This window comes from Tenacibaculum finnmarkense (genome assembly GCF_900239185.1).
Lineage (GTDB): Bacteria > Bacteroidota > Bacteroidia > Flavobacteriales > Flavobacteriaceae > Polaribacter > Polaribacter finnmarkensis.
This window is the reverse complement of sequence record NZ_OENA01000053.1, coordinates 205,573-222,101: the sequence shown is the minus strand read 5'-3', so window position 1 is coordinate 222,101 and position 16,529 is coordinate 205,573. Positions and strand designations below refer to the sequence as shown.

The following is a 16,529-nucleotide window of genomic DNA, read 5'->3' as shown; positions in this document are numbered from 1 at the left end:
ATACATTGTGTCAAGGCTTTTTTATTATAAATATTTTAAAATTTAGTTATAACTATAAACAACATCAACACGAATAGGTTCGTTGTTTTCATTTTTATTATTGCTTGTTGCAACACCTGTTCCTTTTACAGGATATCCGTCGGCATCATAGGTGTACTCAATATTTAACGTTCCTACAATGTTCTGATCAGCATCTTTATAGACTATTTTTGTTACATTATTTGTAGGCAATAACGCTCTTGCTTTTAAAACTTCTGACGCTTGCGTATTGATTCCAAAATCTAAAGAAACGCCATCTAAAATTTCAATAAGACCTGCTGATTCTAAAGTACCAAAGTATAAATTTGGGTTGGTATCGTAGGTTAATTCTGCTGTTTGAGTTTCCATAATATATTCGCCTGTTTCGTAATTATAAACCATATCACGAAAAGCAATTTTACTTGGATTTTTATTAGCGTCATATTCTAAAACGTCTCCTGTTTCATATACATTATAAGGGGCTTTATATAAATTTTGAATCGCAAAATTTTCAGAATTACCGTTACCATCTCCTGCTTTTATAACACTTCCGTCGTTTAAATAGCTTACCGAAGCAGCTTCAGAACCTTCTGTTGCTGAAACATTTACTAATTTATTGTTTACATCATAAGTAAAACTAGAAGATGCCGACTCTTTACTATTCGCTTGGTTTATAGCTGTAATCATTTTTAATGTTTTTCTCTTTGCTAGCTCGTTTGCTGCTTCAAAATCGTCCGTAGCAGAACTCGTACAAGCAGTCATTAATCCGACTAGTAAACCGATTGCAAATACACTTTTTAACTTTTTCATTGGTTTTGAATTTTTAAATTAATTTTGCACGAAAATAGCGCATAAAAAAATACCTACAATATAAATTGCAGGTATTTTTGTGTTATTACTTTACTTTATAAAGCTTAAAATCAAATCGTAAGATTATTTCATAAGCTATTTTAAAGACTCTTTTACAAACCGAAATTTTCTTTGATTACATCAACATAATCTAATTTTTCCCAAGTAAACGTTTCTACTTCTTGCGAAACAGTTTCACCCATCGGGTTTGAAAAAGTTACTGTTTTAACTTCTGATTTTCTTCCCATATGCCCGTAAGCAGCAGTTTCAGAATAAATTGGCGTTCTTAATTTTAAACGTTGCTCGATAAAATAAGGACGCATATCAAAAATGCTTTCTACTATTTTACTGATTTCTCCGTCTGTTTTATCAACTGTTGAAGTTCCGTAAGTTTCTACATTAATACTCGTTGGTTTTGCAACTCCAATAGCATACGAAACTTGTACTAAAACTTCTTTACACAATCCTGAAGCTACTAAATTCTTGGCAATATGACGTGTTGCATAGGCTCCAGAACGATCTACTTTCGATGGATCTTTTCCTGAAAATGCGCCACCTCCGTGTGCTCCTTTTCCTCCGTAAGTATCAACAATAATTTTACGCCCTGTTAAACCAGTATCTCCGTGAGGTCCTCCAATTACGAAAACTCCTGTTGGATTAATATGATAGGTAATATTATCGGTAAATAATTTTTGAATATTCGCTGGTAATTTTGCTACTACTCTAGGTATTAAAATCGAAACAATATCTTTTTTAATTTTTGCTAACATTACCGCATCATCGGCATCAAAATCATCGTGCTGTGTAGAAATTACAATCGCATCGATTCTTTGTGGCACGTTATCGTCAGAATATTCAATAGTTACTTGCGATTTTGCATCGGGGCGTAAATAGGTAATATCTTTATTTTCTCTACGTAATTCGGCTAATTCGATTAACAAACGGTGCGATAAATCTAAGGCTAACGGCATGTAATTTTGCGTTTCATCGGTGGCATAACCAAACATCATTCCTTGGTCTCCTGCTCCTTGATCTTCAGGGTTTGCTCTTACTACTCCTTGATTTATATCTGGAGATTGCTCATGAATTGCCGAAAAAACACCACAAGAACTACCATCGAACATATATTCGCTTTTGGTGTATCCTATTTTGTTAATTACATCTCTTGCAATTTTTTGAACATCTAAATATGTTTTAGATTTTACTTCACCAGCTAAAACTACCTGTCCTGTGGTTACTAAAGTTTCACAAGCTACTTTTGATGCTACATCAAAAGCTAAAAAATTATCTATTAAAGCATCAGAAATTTGATCTGCTACTTTATCTGGATGTCCTTCAGAAACACTTTCCGAAGTAAATAAATATGACATAAAACTGCTATTTTTTTAGATTAGAAAAAAGAAAAACTTGAGATTGCTTAAATAACTTAAAAGGAGTAGATATTTACTGCTTTAGCTTTTTAGTATGAACTTGTGTTCAATGAGGTTGCAATCAGTCAAATTTTTCCTCGAAAATTATGGGGCTAAGTTATTGATTATTTTACACACACAAAAACAAACAGCTAAAAAACAAAATAGAAACTATTGATATTCTTATAATAAAAAGTAATTTAGGTAAAATTGCATTGCTAAAATATTTGATTACTTTTGTAGTATTATAAATAAGGAAATAAACTAATTAAAAACATAAAAAAATGGCATTAGAAATTACAGACGCAAACTTCGAAGAGTTAGTATTAAAATCAGACAAACCAGTATTAGTTGATTTCTGGGCAGCATGGTGTGGTCCTTGTAGAATGGTAGGTCCTATTGTTGACGAAATTGGTAACGAATATGAAGGAAAAGCTGTTGTTGGTAAGGTTGATGTTGACAATAACCAAGAATTTGCGGCTAAATATGGTGTAAGAAATATTCCTACTGTATTAGTATTTAAAAACGGTGAAGTTGTAGACAAACAAGTTGGTGCAGCTCCTAAAAAAGCATATACTGATAAAATTGATGCTGCTTTATAAGCCGTATTTTTTTATAAGATATCATTAATATATTAAAAGGTTTGGCTATTTGTCAAACCTTTTTTTTATTTAAAATTAAAATTTCCCCATATATGAAACACCTCTTTATACTTTTTGCTAGCTTATTAATTTGTGGCTGTAATCAAACAAAAAGCACCCCCATTTTAATTGAAAAAGGAATTTCGAAACAATTAGCAACTTACAGAAAACAACAAGTTGATGCTGTAAAATATGCACTAACATTTAATATCCCCGAAGCTAAATCAGATGTAATTCCAAGTACTTTAAAAGTATCTGCTACTATTAAAGACCTTAGTAATGATTTAATCTTAGACTTTAATGAAAAGAAATCAAACATTAAATCAATTATAGTAAACAATAAAAAGATTGAAATTATACATCAAAAAGAGCATCTTATTATTGCAAAAAAACTACTAATAAAAGGAAAAAACAGTATAGATATTAACTTTGACGCTGGTGAAATGTCATTAAATAGAAGTGATGATTTTTTATATACTTTACTTGTTCCTGACAGAGCAAGTACCTTATTCCCTTGTTTTGATCAGCCTGATATTAAAGCCAATTACACCCTAACGATTAGTGCTCCAAAAAAATGGAAAGTATTGTGTGCAGCTTTTGAAGCTTCACAAACTGCTAAAGGAAATTTTATAGAACACAAATTTAAAGAGTCTGATACAATGAGTACCTATTTATTTTCGTTTGTTGCAGGAATATTTAACCAGGTCGGTAAAAACCCTGGTGCTTTTGATATGCAGTTATTATATCGAGAAAATAACGAAGAAAAAATAACCGAAAGTATTGATGAAATTTTTAATATTCATCAAAAATCAATTGATTTCTTAGAAAAATATACGGCTTATAAATTTCCGTTCCAAAAAATGGATTTTGCAGCTATTCCTCCTTTTCAATATGGTGGAATGGAACATGTTGGTGCCATACAATATAAAGAATCTTCTTTATTTTTAGATAAAAACGCCACACAAAACAGCAAATTATCAAGAGCCAAATTAATTGCTCACGAAACTGCTCATATGTGGTTTGGAAACTTGGTTACCATGAAATGGTTTAACGATGTTTGGATCAAAGAAGTATTTGCTAATTTTATAGCTGATAAAATAATGAATCCTGTTTTTCCTGATATCAACCACCAATTGCAATTTATTATGGCACACTATCCTAGTGCTTATTCTGAAGATAGAACCCAAGGAACAAATGAGATACGTCAAAACTTAGATAATCTTAAAAATGCGGGTTCATTATATGGTCGAATTATTTACAATAAAGCGCCAATTATGATGCGTCAACTAGAGCAAATACTAGGAGAGCAGGCTTTTAAAGAAGGTATTCAGGAGTATATAAAAACGTATGCAAATAAAAATGCCGATTGGAACGAACTTGTGGGTATTTTTAATAAAAAATCAGCTAAAGATATTGTAAAATGGAGTAATGTTTGGGTTCACAAATCTGGAAGACCTATTATTTCAGATAGTATTACATATAAAAATGGCAAAATATCATCTTTTAAAATTTATCAAAAAGCAGAAGATAAAACCGCTAACTTATGGACACAATCTTTTAGTATTGCTCTTGTTTATCCGAAGGAAATAAAAACGTTTAACATTAGCTTGTCTGATAAAAAATTTGATTTTAATCAGGTTATTGGCTTAAAAAAACCAACGTATATTGTTTATAATTACAACGGGCTAGGTTATGGTGTTTTTCCTATTGATAGCAATACTGCTCCATTTTACAATCAACTAAAAGAGCAAGTAGCTAGAGGCTACGCATATATCAATTTATATGAGAATTTATTAAATAACAACATTACAGCTCAAAAAGCGTTTGATATTTTTTTACACGGAATGTTGGTCGAAAAAAACGAACTTATAGCCAGTTATATTTCGGGTAAAATTAACACAATATATTGGTCGTTTTTTACTAAAAAACAAAGAACTACGACACAACAAGAACTAGAGTCTAAATTACTTAATTTATTAAATTCAACGATTTCTAAAAATTTAAAAAGAACAGCCTTTGGTTTATACAAATCAATTGCCATTTCTGATCAAGGAAAAGAGTTTTTATATCAATTATGGGCAAAGAAAAAATCAATTCCAAATCTTTATATAAGTAGTGCTACTTTTACTGATTTAGCTACAAAATTAGCCGTATATAAACACCCAAAAGCAAGCGAAATATTAACAACCCAACTAACTAGAATTAGCAACCCTGATAAATTAAAGCGTTTTAAATGGTTACTGCCTAGTTTGTCTGAAAAAGAACAAGAAAGGGATGATTTTATGCGTCAATTATTTAAAAAAGAAAATAGAGAAAAAGAAGCCTGGGTACAAGCAGCATTGTATAATATACACCATCCGTTAAGGCAAAAATCAAGCATTAAACATTTTAAAACCTGTTTAACTATTTTAGAAGAAATTCAATTAACCGGCGATATTTTTTTTCCAAAACGATGGTTGAGCAGTTCTGTTGGAGAGTACAGTTCAAAAGAAGCTTTTAATATTTTACAAAACTTCTTGAAAGAAAACCCCAACTACAACCCTATTCTTAAAATGAAACTATTACAAACTACCGATAACTTAATTAGAGTTCAAAATAAATAACACTCAAAATAAATAAGATATCATTAATATATTAAAAGGTTTGGCTATTTGTCAAACCTTTTTTTTATTTTCGAAAGATATGATTGATATCAAAACAATTTCTTCGGATATTAAAAACCTTGAATTACTAGCCAAACAAGTAGTTGAAGGTTTTATTACAGGCATACACAAAAGCCCTTTTCATGGGTTTTCGGTAGAGTTTTCGGAACATAAACTCTATAATAAAGGCGAAAGCACCCGTCATATAGATTGGAAGCTATTTGCTAAAACCGAAAAACTCTACATAAAAAAGTACGAAGAGGAAACGAATTTAAGGTGTCATATTATTATTGACAATTCGGCATCGATGCACTACCCTATTATTAAAAACCAAAGAATCAACCACTTAAATAAAATTGGTTTTTCGGCAGTTGCCGCAGCCTGCTTGATGGAAATTTTAAAAAAGCAACGAGATGCCGTTGGTTTGAGTATTTATTCGGATAGCTACGAATATTATGCCCCCGAAAAAGGAAGTGAACGACATCGAAAAATGTTATTGAATCAATTAGATCATTTAGTAACATCAACAAGTAAGGCGAGCACAGAAACCTATCAATATTTACATGAAATAGCCGAAAAAATTCATCAGCGTTCTTTGATCTTTTTATTTACCGATATGTTTCAGACTACAAAAAATGAAGAAGAATTATTTGACGCTTTACGACATTTAAAATTCAATAAACATGAAGTAATTTTGTTTCATACCTATGATAAAAAGACGGAATTGCTATTTAATTTTGATAATAGCCCCAAAAAATTTGTAGATATTGAAACTGGGGAAGAAATAAATTTACATCCTGATAACATTCAAAAACAATATACCGAACTTAGCAAAACACATCACAAAAACCTAAAAAACAAATGCTTACAATACAAAATAGATTATATTCCTGTTGATATAAACGAAGGTTTTGACAAAATATTAACCACTTATTTAATAAGTAGGCAAAAAAAACATCAATAATCTTTTTTCAATTAAGAAAAAGGTCTTATATTTGCACTCGCTTAGAGTAATTAGCAACGGTCTGGTAGTTCAGCTGGTTAGAATACCTGCCTGTCACGCAGGGGGTCGCGGGTTCGAGTCCCGTCCAGACCGCAATATTATTTTAAGTAAACAAGTACAAAGCTAAAAGCAACGGTCTGGTAGTTCAGCTGGTTAGAATACCTGCCTGTCACGCAGGGGGTCGCGGGTTCGAGTCCCGTCCAGACCGCAATTAGTTAAGTAAGTTAAAGTATTGCTACAAGCAACGGTCTGGTAGTTCAGCTGGTTAGAATACCTGCCTGTCACGCAGGGGGTCGCGGGTTCGAGTCCCGTCCAGACCGCAAAAGCTTCTCATTTATTTGAGGGGCTTTTTCTTTTTTATACCCTACTCTCTTTTTAAATCTAAAATTACTTCGCTATACAACCCAAATCGTATTTTTTAGTATTCCAAAAACAGCTTTTTTATATTTCTCCACCATTAATCTTTACTATCAAACCACCAAGATATTACCAAACACTATTTATTTTTTTAAAAAAAAATTAAAAACAACTAATAAAACTACTTATATTTGTCTTTTATTTAGATTAAATAAATATAATGGATTTTAAAAAAATAATTTCGGAAACAAATTCCAACGCTATTTACCTTATTAATGAAGATGGTAACATACTCGATTTTTATTCCGAAGAAAATCAATCTGATACGCTAAAAGAAAAAACAGCTACTTTTAACACCGCTATTTTTAATATGAGTAGTCATTTTTTAAGCACTTTTTACAATGCAGAATTAAAGGAACTTATATTAAAATCTAATACTCAAAATATACTGCTAATTAAACACGAGCAACATATAATAGCACTTCTATCAAATGAAAATTTCAATATTTCATTAATAGAATTAATTTTAAAAAAGAATTTAACACCACCAACATAAAATAAGTAAAATGCAAAAAATTTTAGATGACTTAGTCAATAATGTAAAAGAAAACATCCCTGGTTACATCGCTATTAGTGTAGCTGAAATAGCTTCTGGTGAATGTCTTGTATCAAACTCAAATGTTCCTGAGTTTGACACAACATTAGCTGCCGCATATAATGTTGAAATAATAAATGCCAAACGAAAAGCCATAAAAACATTAGGTTTAGAGGAGAATTTAAGAGACATACACTTTAACCTTGATAAACAAATACATATAATTGATATTGCTCCTTCTGGGGAGTATTTTGTGTATTTAGCTATCGATTCTAAAAAAGCGAACATAGCACTTAGTAGAAAATTGTTAAATAAATACACTAAAGAACTAAACGATGAATTATAATGAGCTAATTTTAAAAGAGTGTAATTTTGATACTGAATTTATCGATTTTATTGATTTGTATCAAAATTTTTATAAAAATAGCATACTTGAAATTACCCCCAATCAAGTAGCTGAAAAAGTTGAAGTTTCTAAAAAACGTACTATTAAAGACTCCTTAGAGGATTTCTTTTTCACCCCAAAGTACAATGTTTTAGATATTCTTAAATTAAGCAAGGCTTAAAATTATTATGTATACATTTTAAAAGCTTCTCATTTATTTGAGAGGCTTTTTTTTAAATTCTCCCCAATAATTATGCTTAATCCAAGATTACAGCAAATTATCCTAATAAAACAAAAACCTATTAACACCTATCAATCAACATGTTAAAAAATTTAAGTCTAAATATCACGAAAAAACACGAACTTGCAATCTATAAACTTAATATCTACAAAAAAGAAAAATATGGGAATTAAACCAGGACCAAAAAGAACAGCAAAATCAACAGGTAAACCAGACAGACGTCAAAGAGATAATAAAAGTACTCCTGGAAATACTCCGTCATTAAAACCGCATAAACATAAAAAAGGAGACTAATAAGAATTTATGAGAAATAGAATTTGGACAGAATTAACTCAATCAAAACATAATATCGTATTTACTTCGATTTATTCTGATCGACAAAGATTTATTTTAAGAATTTTTAATATAGGAATTCTTACTTTTTCCTCTGCTGGAATTATGGGCTGGAAAATATGGAAAGACCTACCACTTATTGCTTGTATTCTAATTGCTGGAATTTCATTACTAAAATTATTGCAACCTCATTTAATTATGAATGAAAAACAGTTAAAAAACCTTGACGACATTCATAAGTTTTACGCCGATTACTACAACAAAATTGAAAAATTATGGTATCAATTCGACTCTAACCGAATAACAGAAGAACAAGCTACAAATGCTTTCTTTAAACTTAAAAAATTGGAAACAGATATTAACCCAATAATAGCATGCCTCGTTATCAGGCTCCACCACCACCACCACCACCGAAGAAAAATGATTAAAAAACACAAACTTAAATAGTATATAATTTATTACTACTTCTCAACCTACTCCAAAAAATCCACACAGATTTTTAAGTAGGTTTTTTGATGGATTTAAAACCAAATCAATTATAAATATTTAATATATTTACACTCCTAAAAACCAAAAAAATAAACCTGTAGGTTGATTTTCATGAAAATAAACAATATATTTGCTATAATAAAAGACAGTTTAATTTCTGTTAAATACATAAACAATGATACGGATGAATTTGAAAGAATTTTTGACGATTGGACAGATGTTGAATTTTTATCTGATTTTTTCGAAGAACATATCCTAGATCTACAAAGCGGTTTTTTTGGAGAAATAAATATTGAACAGGCAATTGAAAGAACTATTCAAGAAGCAGAAGAACTTGAACAAACAATATTAGAAATATCAGAAAGAGGAAAAACCAACGATTATGAAACACTTCAAACCCTATTTAAACCGCTAAACAACAAAGATTACAAACTTATAAATCATTTAAAAACAAAAGTATATGGCTCTGAACGTAAAAGCTGGTTAAGGATATATGCTATTCGAATTGCAAAAAATACGTTTGTTATTTCTGGCGGTGCTATTAAATTAACCCCAACGATGAATGAACGTGAACACTTAAAAAAAGAGTTACAAAAACTAGAAATAGTAAAAGAATACTTGATTGAAAATGGATTATTTGACCAAGATGACTTCGAGTATCTAGAAATAAAATAATTATGGCAATTAAAGACCTTAATAAAAAACTAAACACACTAACTTCCGATAATAAAAGTAATTGGGAGGATAAAGCTAAAAACCGATTAGCTAATAAATCTTGGTTAAAACATTCAAGAAAAATAGCTATTAAAATTAATACCTTCCTTAAAACTAATAATATTAAACAAAAAGAATTAGCTAAATTATTAGATGTTTCGCCTCAACAAATAAGTAAAATAATTAAAGGAAGAGAAAATTTAACTTTAGAAACAATCTCAAAAATTGAAGATGTGTTAAAAATTCAATTATTAGAATTAAATAAAACACAAAAAACGCAAATAAATTTACATAAAGATTTCAGTTATACAAAATCAACTTTTAAAACGAATAGTAATTATAAAATGTCTTCAGTAAAATCAAAAGTTATTACAGTTGATTTTTCAAAGAATACAGAACTTAATAAAAAGGTATCGTAATGAATGAAATTGGATTCAAATTAGAAAAAATAAACACGGAACAATTTGCTATAATTGAAGATGCTTATGATACTTGTTGTGAAGAAATTGGATTAGAAGCAATTGTGAAATTTGGCATAAATTCAGAAAATCCAGCAATAATTTCAATCATTAAGTTTCAATTTGAACAAAATAAAAAACCGTTCTTAATTATTGAGGTTTCCTGTGAATTTGGTATTGAAGAAACTAAATGGAATATTTTTAATAAAGGCACAAAAATACATATTCCAAAAGATTTTTTAGCACATTTAGCCATGATTACAGTAGGAACAACAAGAGGAGTTTTACATTCAAAAACTGACAATACCATATTTAATGAGTTTATTTTACCAACATTAAATGTTTCGCAGATGATTACCGAAGATGGCGAATTTGAGAAATAAAATCAAAAAAAACTTCAAATTTAAAATACCATATATATATTGTATAAAAAAGGCTTTTACAATATCTTTGCAATTCTAAAATTCCCACTTGTAAGGGAATTAAACATAACACATATATAATGATTAAAATCACACTACCCGACGGAACGGTTAAAGAATTTGAAGTAAACAGCACGCCAATGGACGTTGCTAAAAGTATTAGTGAAGGTTTTGCTAGAAATGTAATTTCGGCAAATTTTAACGGCACAACTGTTGAAACCACTACCCCACTAACTACTGACGGTGCTTTAATATTGTACACTTTTAATGACAATGACGGAAAAAAAGCGTTTTGGCATTCATCGGCACACGTATTAGCTCAAGCTATTTTAACCTTTCATCCTGATGCTAAATTAACCATTGGTCCTGCAATTGACAACGGTTTTTATTATGATATTGATTTAGGTGACCGTGTTATTTCTGAAAAAGATTTTACGGCTATTGAGAAGAAATTCTTAGATTTAGCACGTGGAAAACATGAATTTAAATTGCGTTCTATTTCAAAAGCGGATGCTTTAGCGTATTATAAAGAAGCAGGAAATCAATACAAAGTTGAGTTAATTGAAAATTTAACCGATGGCGATATTACTTTTTGTGATCATAGTGATTTTACAGATTTATGTAGAGGAGGTCATGTACCTAATACTGGAATTATCAAGGCCATTAAAGTGATGAACGTTGCTGGTGCGTATTGGCGAGGTGATGAAAAAAATAATCAATTAACACGTATTTACGGAATTAGCTTCCCGAAACAAAAAATGCTTACCGAGTATTTAGCGTTATTAGAAGAGGCTAAAAAACGTGATCATAGAAAATTAGGAAAAGAATTAGAGCTTTTTACGTTTTCACAAAAAGTGGGTGCTGGTTTACCTTTATGGTTGCCAAAAGGTGCTGCACTTAGAGGTCGTTTAGAAGATTTCTTAAAGAAAGCACAAAAGAAAGCTGGATATGAAATGGTGATGACACCACATATTGGGCAAAAAGAATTATATGTTACCTCTGGTCATTATGAAAAATATGGCGCAGATAGTTTTCAGGCGATAAAAACTCCTAAAATGGAGGAGGAATTTTTATTAAAGCCGATGAACTGCCCACATCACTGTGAGGTGTATAACTTTAAACCACATTCATATAAAGATTTACCTAAACGTTTTGCAGAATTCGGAACAGTTTATAGATATGAGCAAAGTGGTGAATTACACGGATTAACTCGTGTAAGAGGTTTTACTCAAGATGATGCACATATTTTCTGTACACCAGAACAATTAGATCAAGAATTTAAAGATGTAATTGATTTGGTACTTTACGTATTTAAATCGTTAGGTTTTAAAGATTTTACAGCTCAAGTTTCTGTTAGAGACATGAACAACCCTGATAAGTATATTGGGGATGTTAAAACATGGGAAATTGCAGAGCAAGCTATTATTAATGCCGCTACTGATAAAGGCTTAGATTTTATAGTAGAAGAAGGCGAAGCGGCATTTTACGGTCCTAAATTAGACTTTATGGTCAAGGATGCTTTAGGCAGAAGTTGGCAGTTAGGAACGATACAAGTAGACTATAATTTACCAAAAAGGTTCGAATTAAGCTATAAAGGAGCCGATAACCAACTACACGAGCCTGTAATGATTCACAGAGCCCCTTTTGGGTCTATGGAACGTTTCATAGCAGTGTTATTAGAGCATACAGGCGGAAATTTCCCGCTTTGGTTAACTCCAGAACAGGTTATCTTATTGCCAATCAGTGATAAATATGAAAAATACACGAAAAAAGTTTTAACTTTGTTAGAAAATTCCGAAATTCGCGCCCTGGTAGATAGCCGAAGTGAGAAGACAGGAAGAAAGATTCGTGATGCAGAAGTGAGCAAAATACCATTTATGGTGATTGTAGGTGAAAAAGAAGAGCAAGACGGAACAGTATCTGTAAGAAAACACGGTGAAGGAGATATTGGAACATTCACTATCGCTGAATTTATTGAGTTAATACAAAACGAAGTTAACAAAACATTAGTTCCTTTTGGAAACTAGAAACTAGCAATCTAAAAAGACACTAAATAATAGTAATAACCTAAAATCATGAGTCATAGCAATTAGAAGAAGGGGCGGACGTAGACCGCTAAGGGTAATTAAAGAAGATCAACATAGGATTAATGAAAAAATTAAATATGTTGATGAAGTTCGTCTTGTAGGCGAAAACATCGAAGTTGGTGTTTATCCTTTAGAAAAAGCCAAAGAAATGGCCATTGAACAAGAGTTAGACTTAGTTGAAATTTCACCTAAAGCTGTTCCTCCTGTTTGTAAAATTATTGATTATAAAAAGTTTTTATACGAACAAAAAAAACGTGATAAAGCTTTAAAATCAAAGGCAACAAAAGTTATTGTAAAAGAGATCCGTTTCGGACCTCAAACTGACGAGCATGATTACGAGTTTAAAAAGAAACATGCTATTAAGTTTTTACAAGACGGTGCAAAATTAAAAGCATTTGTTTTCTTCAAAGGACGTTCTATTGTTTTTAAAGAACAAGGGCAAATTTTATTATTAAAATTAGCGCAAGAACTAGAAGAGTACGGTAAAGTAGAACAAATGCCAAAATTAGAAGGGAAACGTATGATTATGTTTATTGCGCCTAAAAAGGCTAAATAAACTAAAAATCGTTCACAATATATAAGCAAGATAAACTAAAAAACAGAAATGCCTAAAATTAAAACAAAGTCTAGTGCCAAGAAACGTTTCAAAGTAACAGGTTCTGGTAAGATAAAAAGAAAGCACGCGTTTAAAAGCCACATCTTAACAAAGAAGTCGAAAAAACGTAAACTTAAATTAAGACATGCAACATTGGTTCACAAAGCCGATTTGTCTAACATTAAGCGACAGTTAGTTTTAAACTAATCGTTAGCAAGGGAATTTAATTAACCATGGAGTTAGGCTTAAGTATCGAATATTCGATCGCCTACTACAAAAAACATTTGAATTATGCCAAGATCAGTAAATTCAGTAGCCTCAAGAAAAAGAAGAAAAAAAATCTTGAAGGCAGCAAAAGGTTACTTTGGAAGACGTAAAAACGTTTACACAGTAGCAAAAAATGCGGTAGAAAAAGCGATGACATACGCTTATCGTGACCGTAAAAATAATAAGAGAAACTTCCGTGCATTATGGATTCAGCGTATTAACGCTGGAGCTCGTCAGTATGGAATGTCTTACTCTCAGTTTATGGGTAAAGTAAAAGCTAATAGTATCGAATTAAACCGTAAGGTTTTAGCTGATTTAGCGATGAACAATCCAGACGCTTTTAAGGCCATTGTAGAAAAAGTAAAATAAGTTTCATATACTTGCTTATACTAAAAACCCAAACTTAAACGTTTGGGTTTTTTTAAACCCCTTAGATTCCCATCTTCACATAAAATTCTAACCAATGAAAATTCTAAGAATCCTATTACTAATTCTTATAACGCAAAACATTACTGCACAAAAGCGTTTGTCTAAAACTCAAGTAGATTCATTACCAAATACTATAGAAAATCAGTTTATTAAAGCGTATCGATTATCTAATAATTGGCAAGAATACAAATTGATTAAACGTACGCATTTTATCAGTTTTCAAAAAAATATTCTAGATAGTGTTAGTGCGATTAAAAAAGATGTTGTTGCTAAACAACTTCAATTAGATGTGCAATTAAAAAACACCAATACTTTAAAAGAAGAAATAGTTACTTTAAAAAATAATTTATCTGTTTCTCTTGAAAAAGAAGATGCGATTTCAATTGCAGGCTTCTATTTAAACAAAACAACCTACAATACCATTCTTTGGAGTATTATTTGCGGGCTACTAATAGGGTTAAGTTTTTTCATTTTTAAATTTAACAGCAGTCATTCAATAACTAAAGAAAAAAAAGAGCTATTAGTTGGGCTTGAAGAAGAATTAGAACAATACAAAAGAAGCTCAATTGATAAAGAACAAAAATTAAGACGTCAATTACAGGACGAAATTAACAAACAACGTGGTGTTTAATTAATTATTTTAATGTATTAAGATTTAAAAATTAAATAAAGACTAGATTCTCGTCATGCTGAAATAAATTTAGGTTGACCGATGCAATTTAAACAGGCTCTAAGAATACAAAAAACCTCAAGAAACAAATCTTGAGGTTTTTATGGTAAAACACTATTTTAAAATACTATTATTTTAAGATAATCCTGAAATTACACCATTATTATCAATACTCATATTTTCTGATGCTGGTACCGCTGGTAAACCTGGCATACGCATCATTTTTCCTAAAATAGGAATAACAAACTGTGCTCCTGCTGCAATTTCTATTTCACGTACATTTACCGTAAAACCTGTTGGTCTTCCAATTAATTTGTCATCATCTGAAAAAGATTTTTGCGTTTTTGCCATACAAACAGCAAAATCGTTAAATCCTAATCTGTCAATTCTACGTAAATTTAATTCGGCTTTTTTATCATAGGTTACTCCGTCGGCACCGTAAATTTCTTTGGCAATTACTTCAATTTTATCTTTAATTGGACTTTTAAAATCATATAAAGGCTTAAATTGTGTTGCTTTATTTTCAACAACATTTACAACGGCTTTGGCTAAGTTTTTAGTTCCTTCACCTCCTTTTTCCCAACCTTCTGAAACCACTGCTTCAACACCTAATTTAGCACAAGCTTCAATAACAAAATTTACTTCTTCTGCTGAATCAGAAATAAATGAATTGATTGCTACTACTGGCTCAATATTAAATTTACGAATGTTTTCAATATGCTTTTCTAAGTTTTTAAATCCGTTTTGAACACGTTCTAAACTTGGCGTATTATATTCCTCTTTTTTTGCGCCTCCATGATGACGCAATGCTCTAATGGTCGCTACTAAAACAACACATTTAGGATTTAATCCTGCGTATTGCGATTTGATATTTAAAAACTTTTCTGCGCCTAAATCGGCTCCAAAACCTGCTTCTGTTACTACGTAATTAGATAATGATAATCCCATTTTTGTAGCGATAATCGTGTTGGTTCCTTGGGCTATATTTGCAAAAGGACCTCCATGAATAATCGCTGGATTTTCTTCTAAAGTTTGTACTAAATTCGGCTTAATAGCATCTTTTAATAAAATTGCCATCGCATCTTGTGCGTTTAAATCACGGGCAAAAACAGGTTTTTTATCAAAAGTAAAACCAATAAAAATATCACCTAAACGCTTTTTTAAATCTTCAAAATTCATCGCCATACAAAGTATCGCCATTACTTCGGATGCTGGGGTAATATTAAAACCGTCTTCACGAGGAATTCCGTTTCCTGTACCACCTAAACCAATGGTAATTTGACGCAATGCGCGGTCGTTCATATCAATTACTCGTTTCCATAAAATGGTACGAGGATCAATATTTAAATTATTCACCTTGCTTTGTAAATTGTTGTCAATTAAAGCTGCTAATAAATTATTCGATTTTTCAATAGCGTTAAAATCACCCGTAAAATGCAAGTTAATATCTTCCATCGGAACTACCTGTGAATATCCACCACCAGCAGCACCTCCTTTAATACCAAAAACAGGTCCTAAAGATGGTTCTCTTAGTACAACCGTTGCTTGTTTATCTATTTTATTTAACCCTTCGGTTAAACCGATTGAAACCGTTGTTTTTCCTTCCCCTGCTGGAGTTGGCGTTAAAGCGGTTACTAAAATTAAGTTGTTTTTTGCAATTTTAGCTTCATCAATTAAATTTAAAGGTAATTTTGCTTTGTACTTTCCGTACATTTCTAAATCGTCTTCTTTTACATTAAGTTTCGTAGCAATATGCTTAATGTGTTGTAATTCTTTTGCTTGTGCAATTTCAATATCTGATAAATGTGCCATCGCTAATTATATGATTTTATGTTATTAATTTACACTTTTAAAACGTAGTAAATATACACAATCTAATTCTTTTAAAAACTCATAACCAAGCCATTTCTTTTAATCAAACATAG

The 16,529-nt window shown here is 31.0% G+C and carries 19 protein-coding genes and 3 tRNA genes; 19 read left to right on the top strand and 3 right to left on the bottom strand.

Going from position 1 to position 16,529, the window contains the following annotated elements; all coding sequences use genetic code 11:
* Window positions 1-42 precede the first annotated feature (42 nt).
* Both AQ1689_RS06875 and metK read right to left on the bottom strand, forming a co-directional pair.
* Window positions 43-828 carry a hypothetical protein gene (locus tag AQ1689_RS06875; RefSeq protein WP_101955598.1) on the bottom strand — a complete coding sequence of 262 codons (786 nt, stop codon included), beginning with the start codon at window positions 826-828 and terminating at the stop codon, window positions 43-45.
* Between the two features lie 152 nt (window positions 829-980).
* The gene (gene metK, locus AQ1689_RS06870) at window positions 981-2,237 is read right to left on the bottom strand and encodes a methionine adenosyltransferase (protein WP_101955597.1); all 1,257 of its coding nucleotides are present in this window, start codon (window positions 2,235-2,237) and stop codon (window positions 981-983) included.
* A gap of 323 nt (window positions 2,238-2,560) precedes the next feature.
* Here metK and trxA point away from each other — a divergent pair, with 323 nt between their 5' ends.
* The 19 genes from trxA (at window position 2,561) to AQ1689_RS06780 (ending at window position 14,565) form a co-directional block, all read left to right on the top strand.
* Entirely contained in the window at window positions 2,561-2,878 is a 318-nt protein-coding gene (gene trxA, locus AQ1689_RS06865; RefSeq protein ID WP_058885805.1) for a thioredoxin, read from the top strand.
* A gap of 92 nt (window positions 2,879-2,970) precedes the next feature.
* Complete coding sequence (locus AQ1689_RS06860; RefSeq protein ID WP_101955596.1) at window positions 2,971-5,520, top strand: M1 family metallopeptidase; 2,550 nt, start codon at window positions 2,971-2,973, stop codon at window positions 5,518-5,520.
* Between the two features lie 79 nt (window positions 5,521-5,599).
* Window positions 5,600-6,523 (top strand): DUF58 domain-containing protein, encoded by a 924-nt coding sequence (locus AQ1689_RS06855; RefSeq protein WP_101955595.1) that lies wholly within the window; start codon window positions 5,600-5,602, stop codon window positions 6,521-6,523.
* Between the two features lie 58 nt (window positions 6,524-6,581).
* Window positions 6,582-6,655 (top strand) — tRNA-Asp (locus tag AQ1689_RS06850).
* 41 nt (window positions 6,656-6,696) lie between these two features.
* A tRNA-Asp gene (locus AQ1689_RS06845) sits at window positions 6,697-6,770 on the top strand.
* Between the two features lie 38 nt (window positions 6,771-6,808).
* A tRNA-Asp gene (locus AQ1689_RS06840) sits at window positions 6,809-6,882 on the top strand.
* Window positions 6,883-7,139: 257 nt separating this feature from the next.
* A complete protein-coding gene (locus tag AQ1689_RS06835) occupies window positions 7,140-7,475 on the top strand; it encodes a hypothetical protein (protein ID WP_101914751.1) in 336 nt (111 codons plus the stop codon).
* A 10-nt stretch (window positions 7,476-7,485) separates the two neighbouring features.
* Window positions 7,486-7,860 (top strand): hypothetical protein, encoded by a 375-nt coding sequence (locus tag AQ1689_RS06830; RefSeq protein ID WP_101914750.1) that lies wholly within the window; start codon window positions 7,486-7,488, stop codon window positions 7,858-7,860.
* Entirely contained in the window at window positions 7,850-8,080 is a 231-nt protein-coding gene (locus tag AQ1689_RS06825) for a hypothetical protein (protein WP_101914749.1), read from the top strand. Before AQ1689_RS06830 ends, AQ1689_RS06825 begins: the two co-directional genes overlap by 11 nt.
* Window positions 8,081-8,302: 222 nt before the next feature.
* Entirely contained in the window at window positions 8,303-8,434 is a 132-nt protein-coding gene (locus AQ1689_RS13375) for a hypothetical protein (protein ID WP_010134019.1), read from the top strand.
* Between the two features lie 144 nt (window positions 8,435-8,578).
* On the top strand, window positions 8,579-8,920 hold the full coding sequence (locus AQ1689_RS06820) for a hypothetical protein (protein WP_101955594.1): 342 nt from the start codon (window positions 8,579-8,581) through the stop codon (window positions 8,918-8,920).
* A 153-nt stretch (window positions 8,921-9,073) separates the two neighbouring features.
* Window positions 9,074-9,637 carry a hypothetical protein gene (locus AQ1689_RS06815; protein ID WP_101955593.1) on the top strand — a complete coding sequence of 188 codons (564 nt, stop codon included), beginning with the start codon at window positions 9,074-9,076 and terminating at the stop codon, window positions 9,635-9,637.
* Window positions 9,638-9,639: 2 nt separating this feature from the next.
* Window positions 9,640-10,095 carry a helix-turn-helix transcriptional regulator gene (locus AQ1689_RS06810; RefSeq protein ID WP_101914746.1) on the top strand — a complete coding sequence of 152 codons (456 nt, stop codon included), beginning with the start codon at window positions 9,640-9,642 and terminating at the stop codon, window positions 10,093-10,095.
* The gene (locus tag AQ1689_RS06805; RefSeq protein WP_101914745.1) at window positions 10,095-10,517 is read left to right on the top strand and encodes a hypothetical protein; all 423 of its coding nucleotides are present in this window, start codon (window positions 10,095-10,097) and stop codon (window positions 10,515-10,517) included. The genes AQ1689_RS06810 and AQ1689_RS06805 overlap by 1 nt, the downstream gene beginning before the upstream one ends.
* Window positions 10,518-10,636: 119 nt before the next feature.
* Window positions 10,637-12,583, top strand: a complete 1,947-nt coding sequence (thrS, locus tag AQ1689_RS06800) for a threonine--tRNA ligase (RefSeq protein ID WP_101914744.1) — start codon at window positions 10,637-10,639, stop codon at window positions 12,581-12,583.
* A gap of 97 nt (window positions 12,584-12,680) precedes the next feature.
* Window positions 12,681-13,199 carry a translation initiation factor IF-3 gene (infC, locus tag AQ1689_RS06795; RefSeq protein WP_083501091.1) on the top strand — a complete coding sequence of 173 codons (519 nt, stop codon included), beginning with the start codon at window positions 12,681-12,683 and terminating at the stop codon, window positions 13,197-13,199.
* Window positions 13,200-13,247: 48 nt separating this feature from the next.
* A complete protein-coding gene (rpmI, locus tag AQ1689_RS06790) occupies window positions 13,248-13,445 on the top strand; it encodes a 50S ribosomal protein L35 (protein WP_101914743.1) in 198 nt (65 codons plus the stop codon).
* An 84-nt stretch (window positions 13,446-13,529) separates the two neighbouring features.
* Entirely contained in the window at window positions 13,530-13,874 is a 345-nt protein-coding gene (gene rplT / locus AQ1689_RS06785) for a 50S ribosomal protein L20 (protein WP_101914742.1), read from the top strand.
* 94 nt (window positions 13,875-13,968) lie between these two features.
* Window positions 13,969-14,565 carry a hypothetical protein gene (locus tag AQ1689_RS06780; RefSeq protein ID WP_101914741.1) on the top strand — a complete coding sequence of 199 codons (597 nt, stop codon included), beginning with the start codon at window positions 13,969-13,971 and terminating at the stop codon, window positions 14,563-14,565.
* Between the two features lie 174 nt (window positions 14,566-14,739).
* Here AQ1689_RS06780 and AQ1689_RS06775 read toward each other — a convergent pair whose 3' ends face one another.
* Window positions 14,740-16,416, bottom strand: coding sequence for a formate--tetrahydrofolate ligase (locus AQ1689_RS06775; RefSeq protein WP_101955592.1), 1,677 nt, complete (start codon window positions 16,414-16,416; stop codon window positions 14,740-14,742).
* Between the last annotated feature and the right edge of the window lie 113 nt (window positions 16,417-16,529).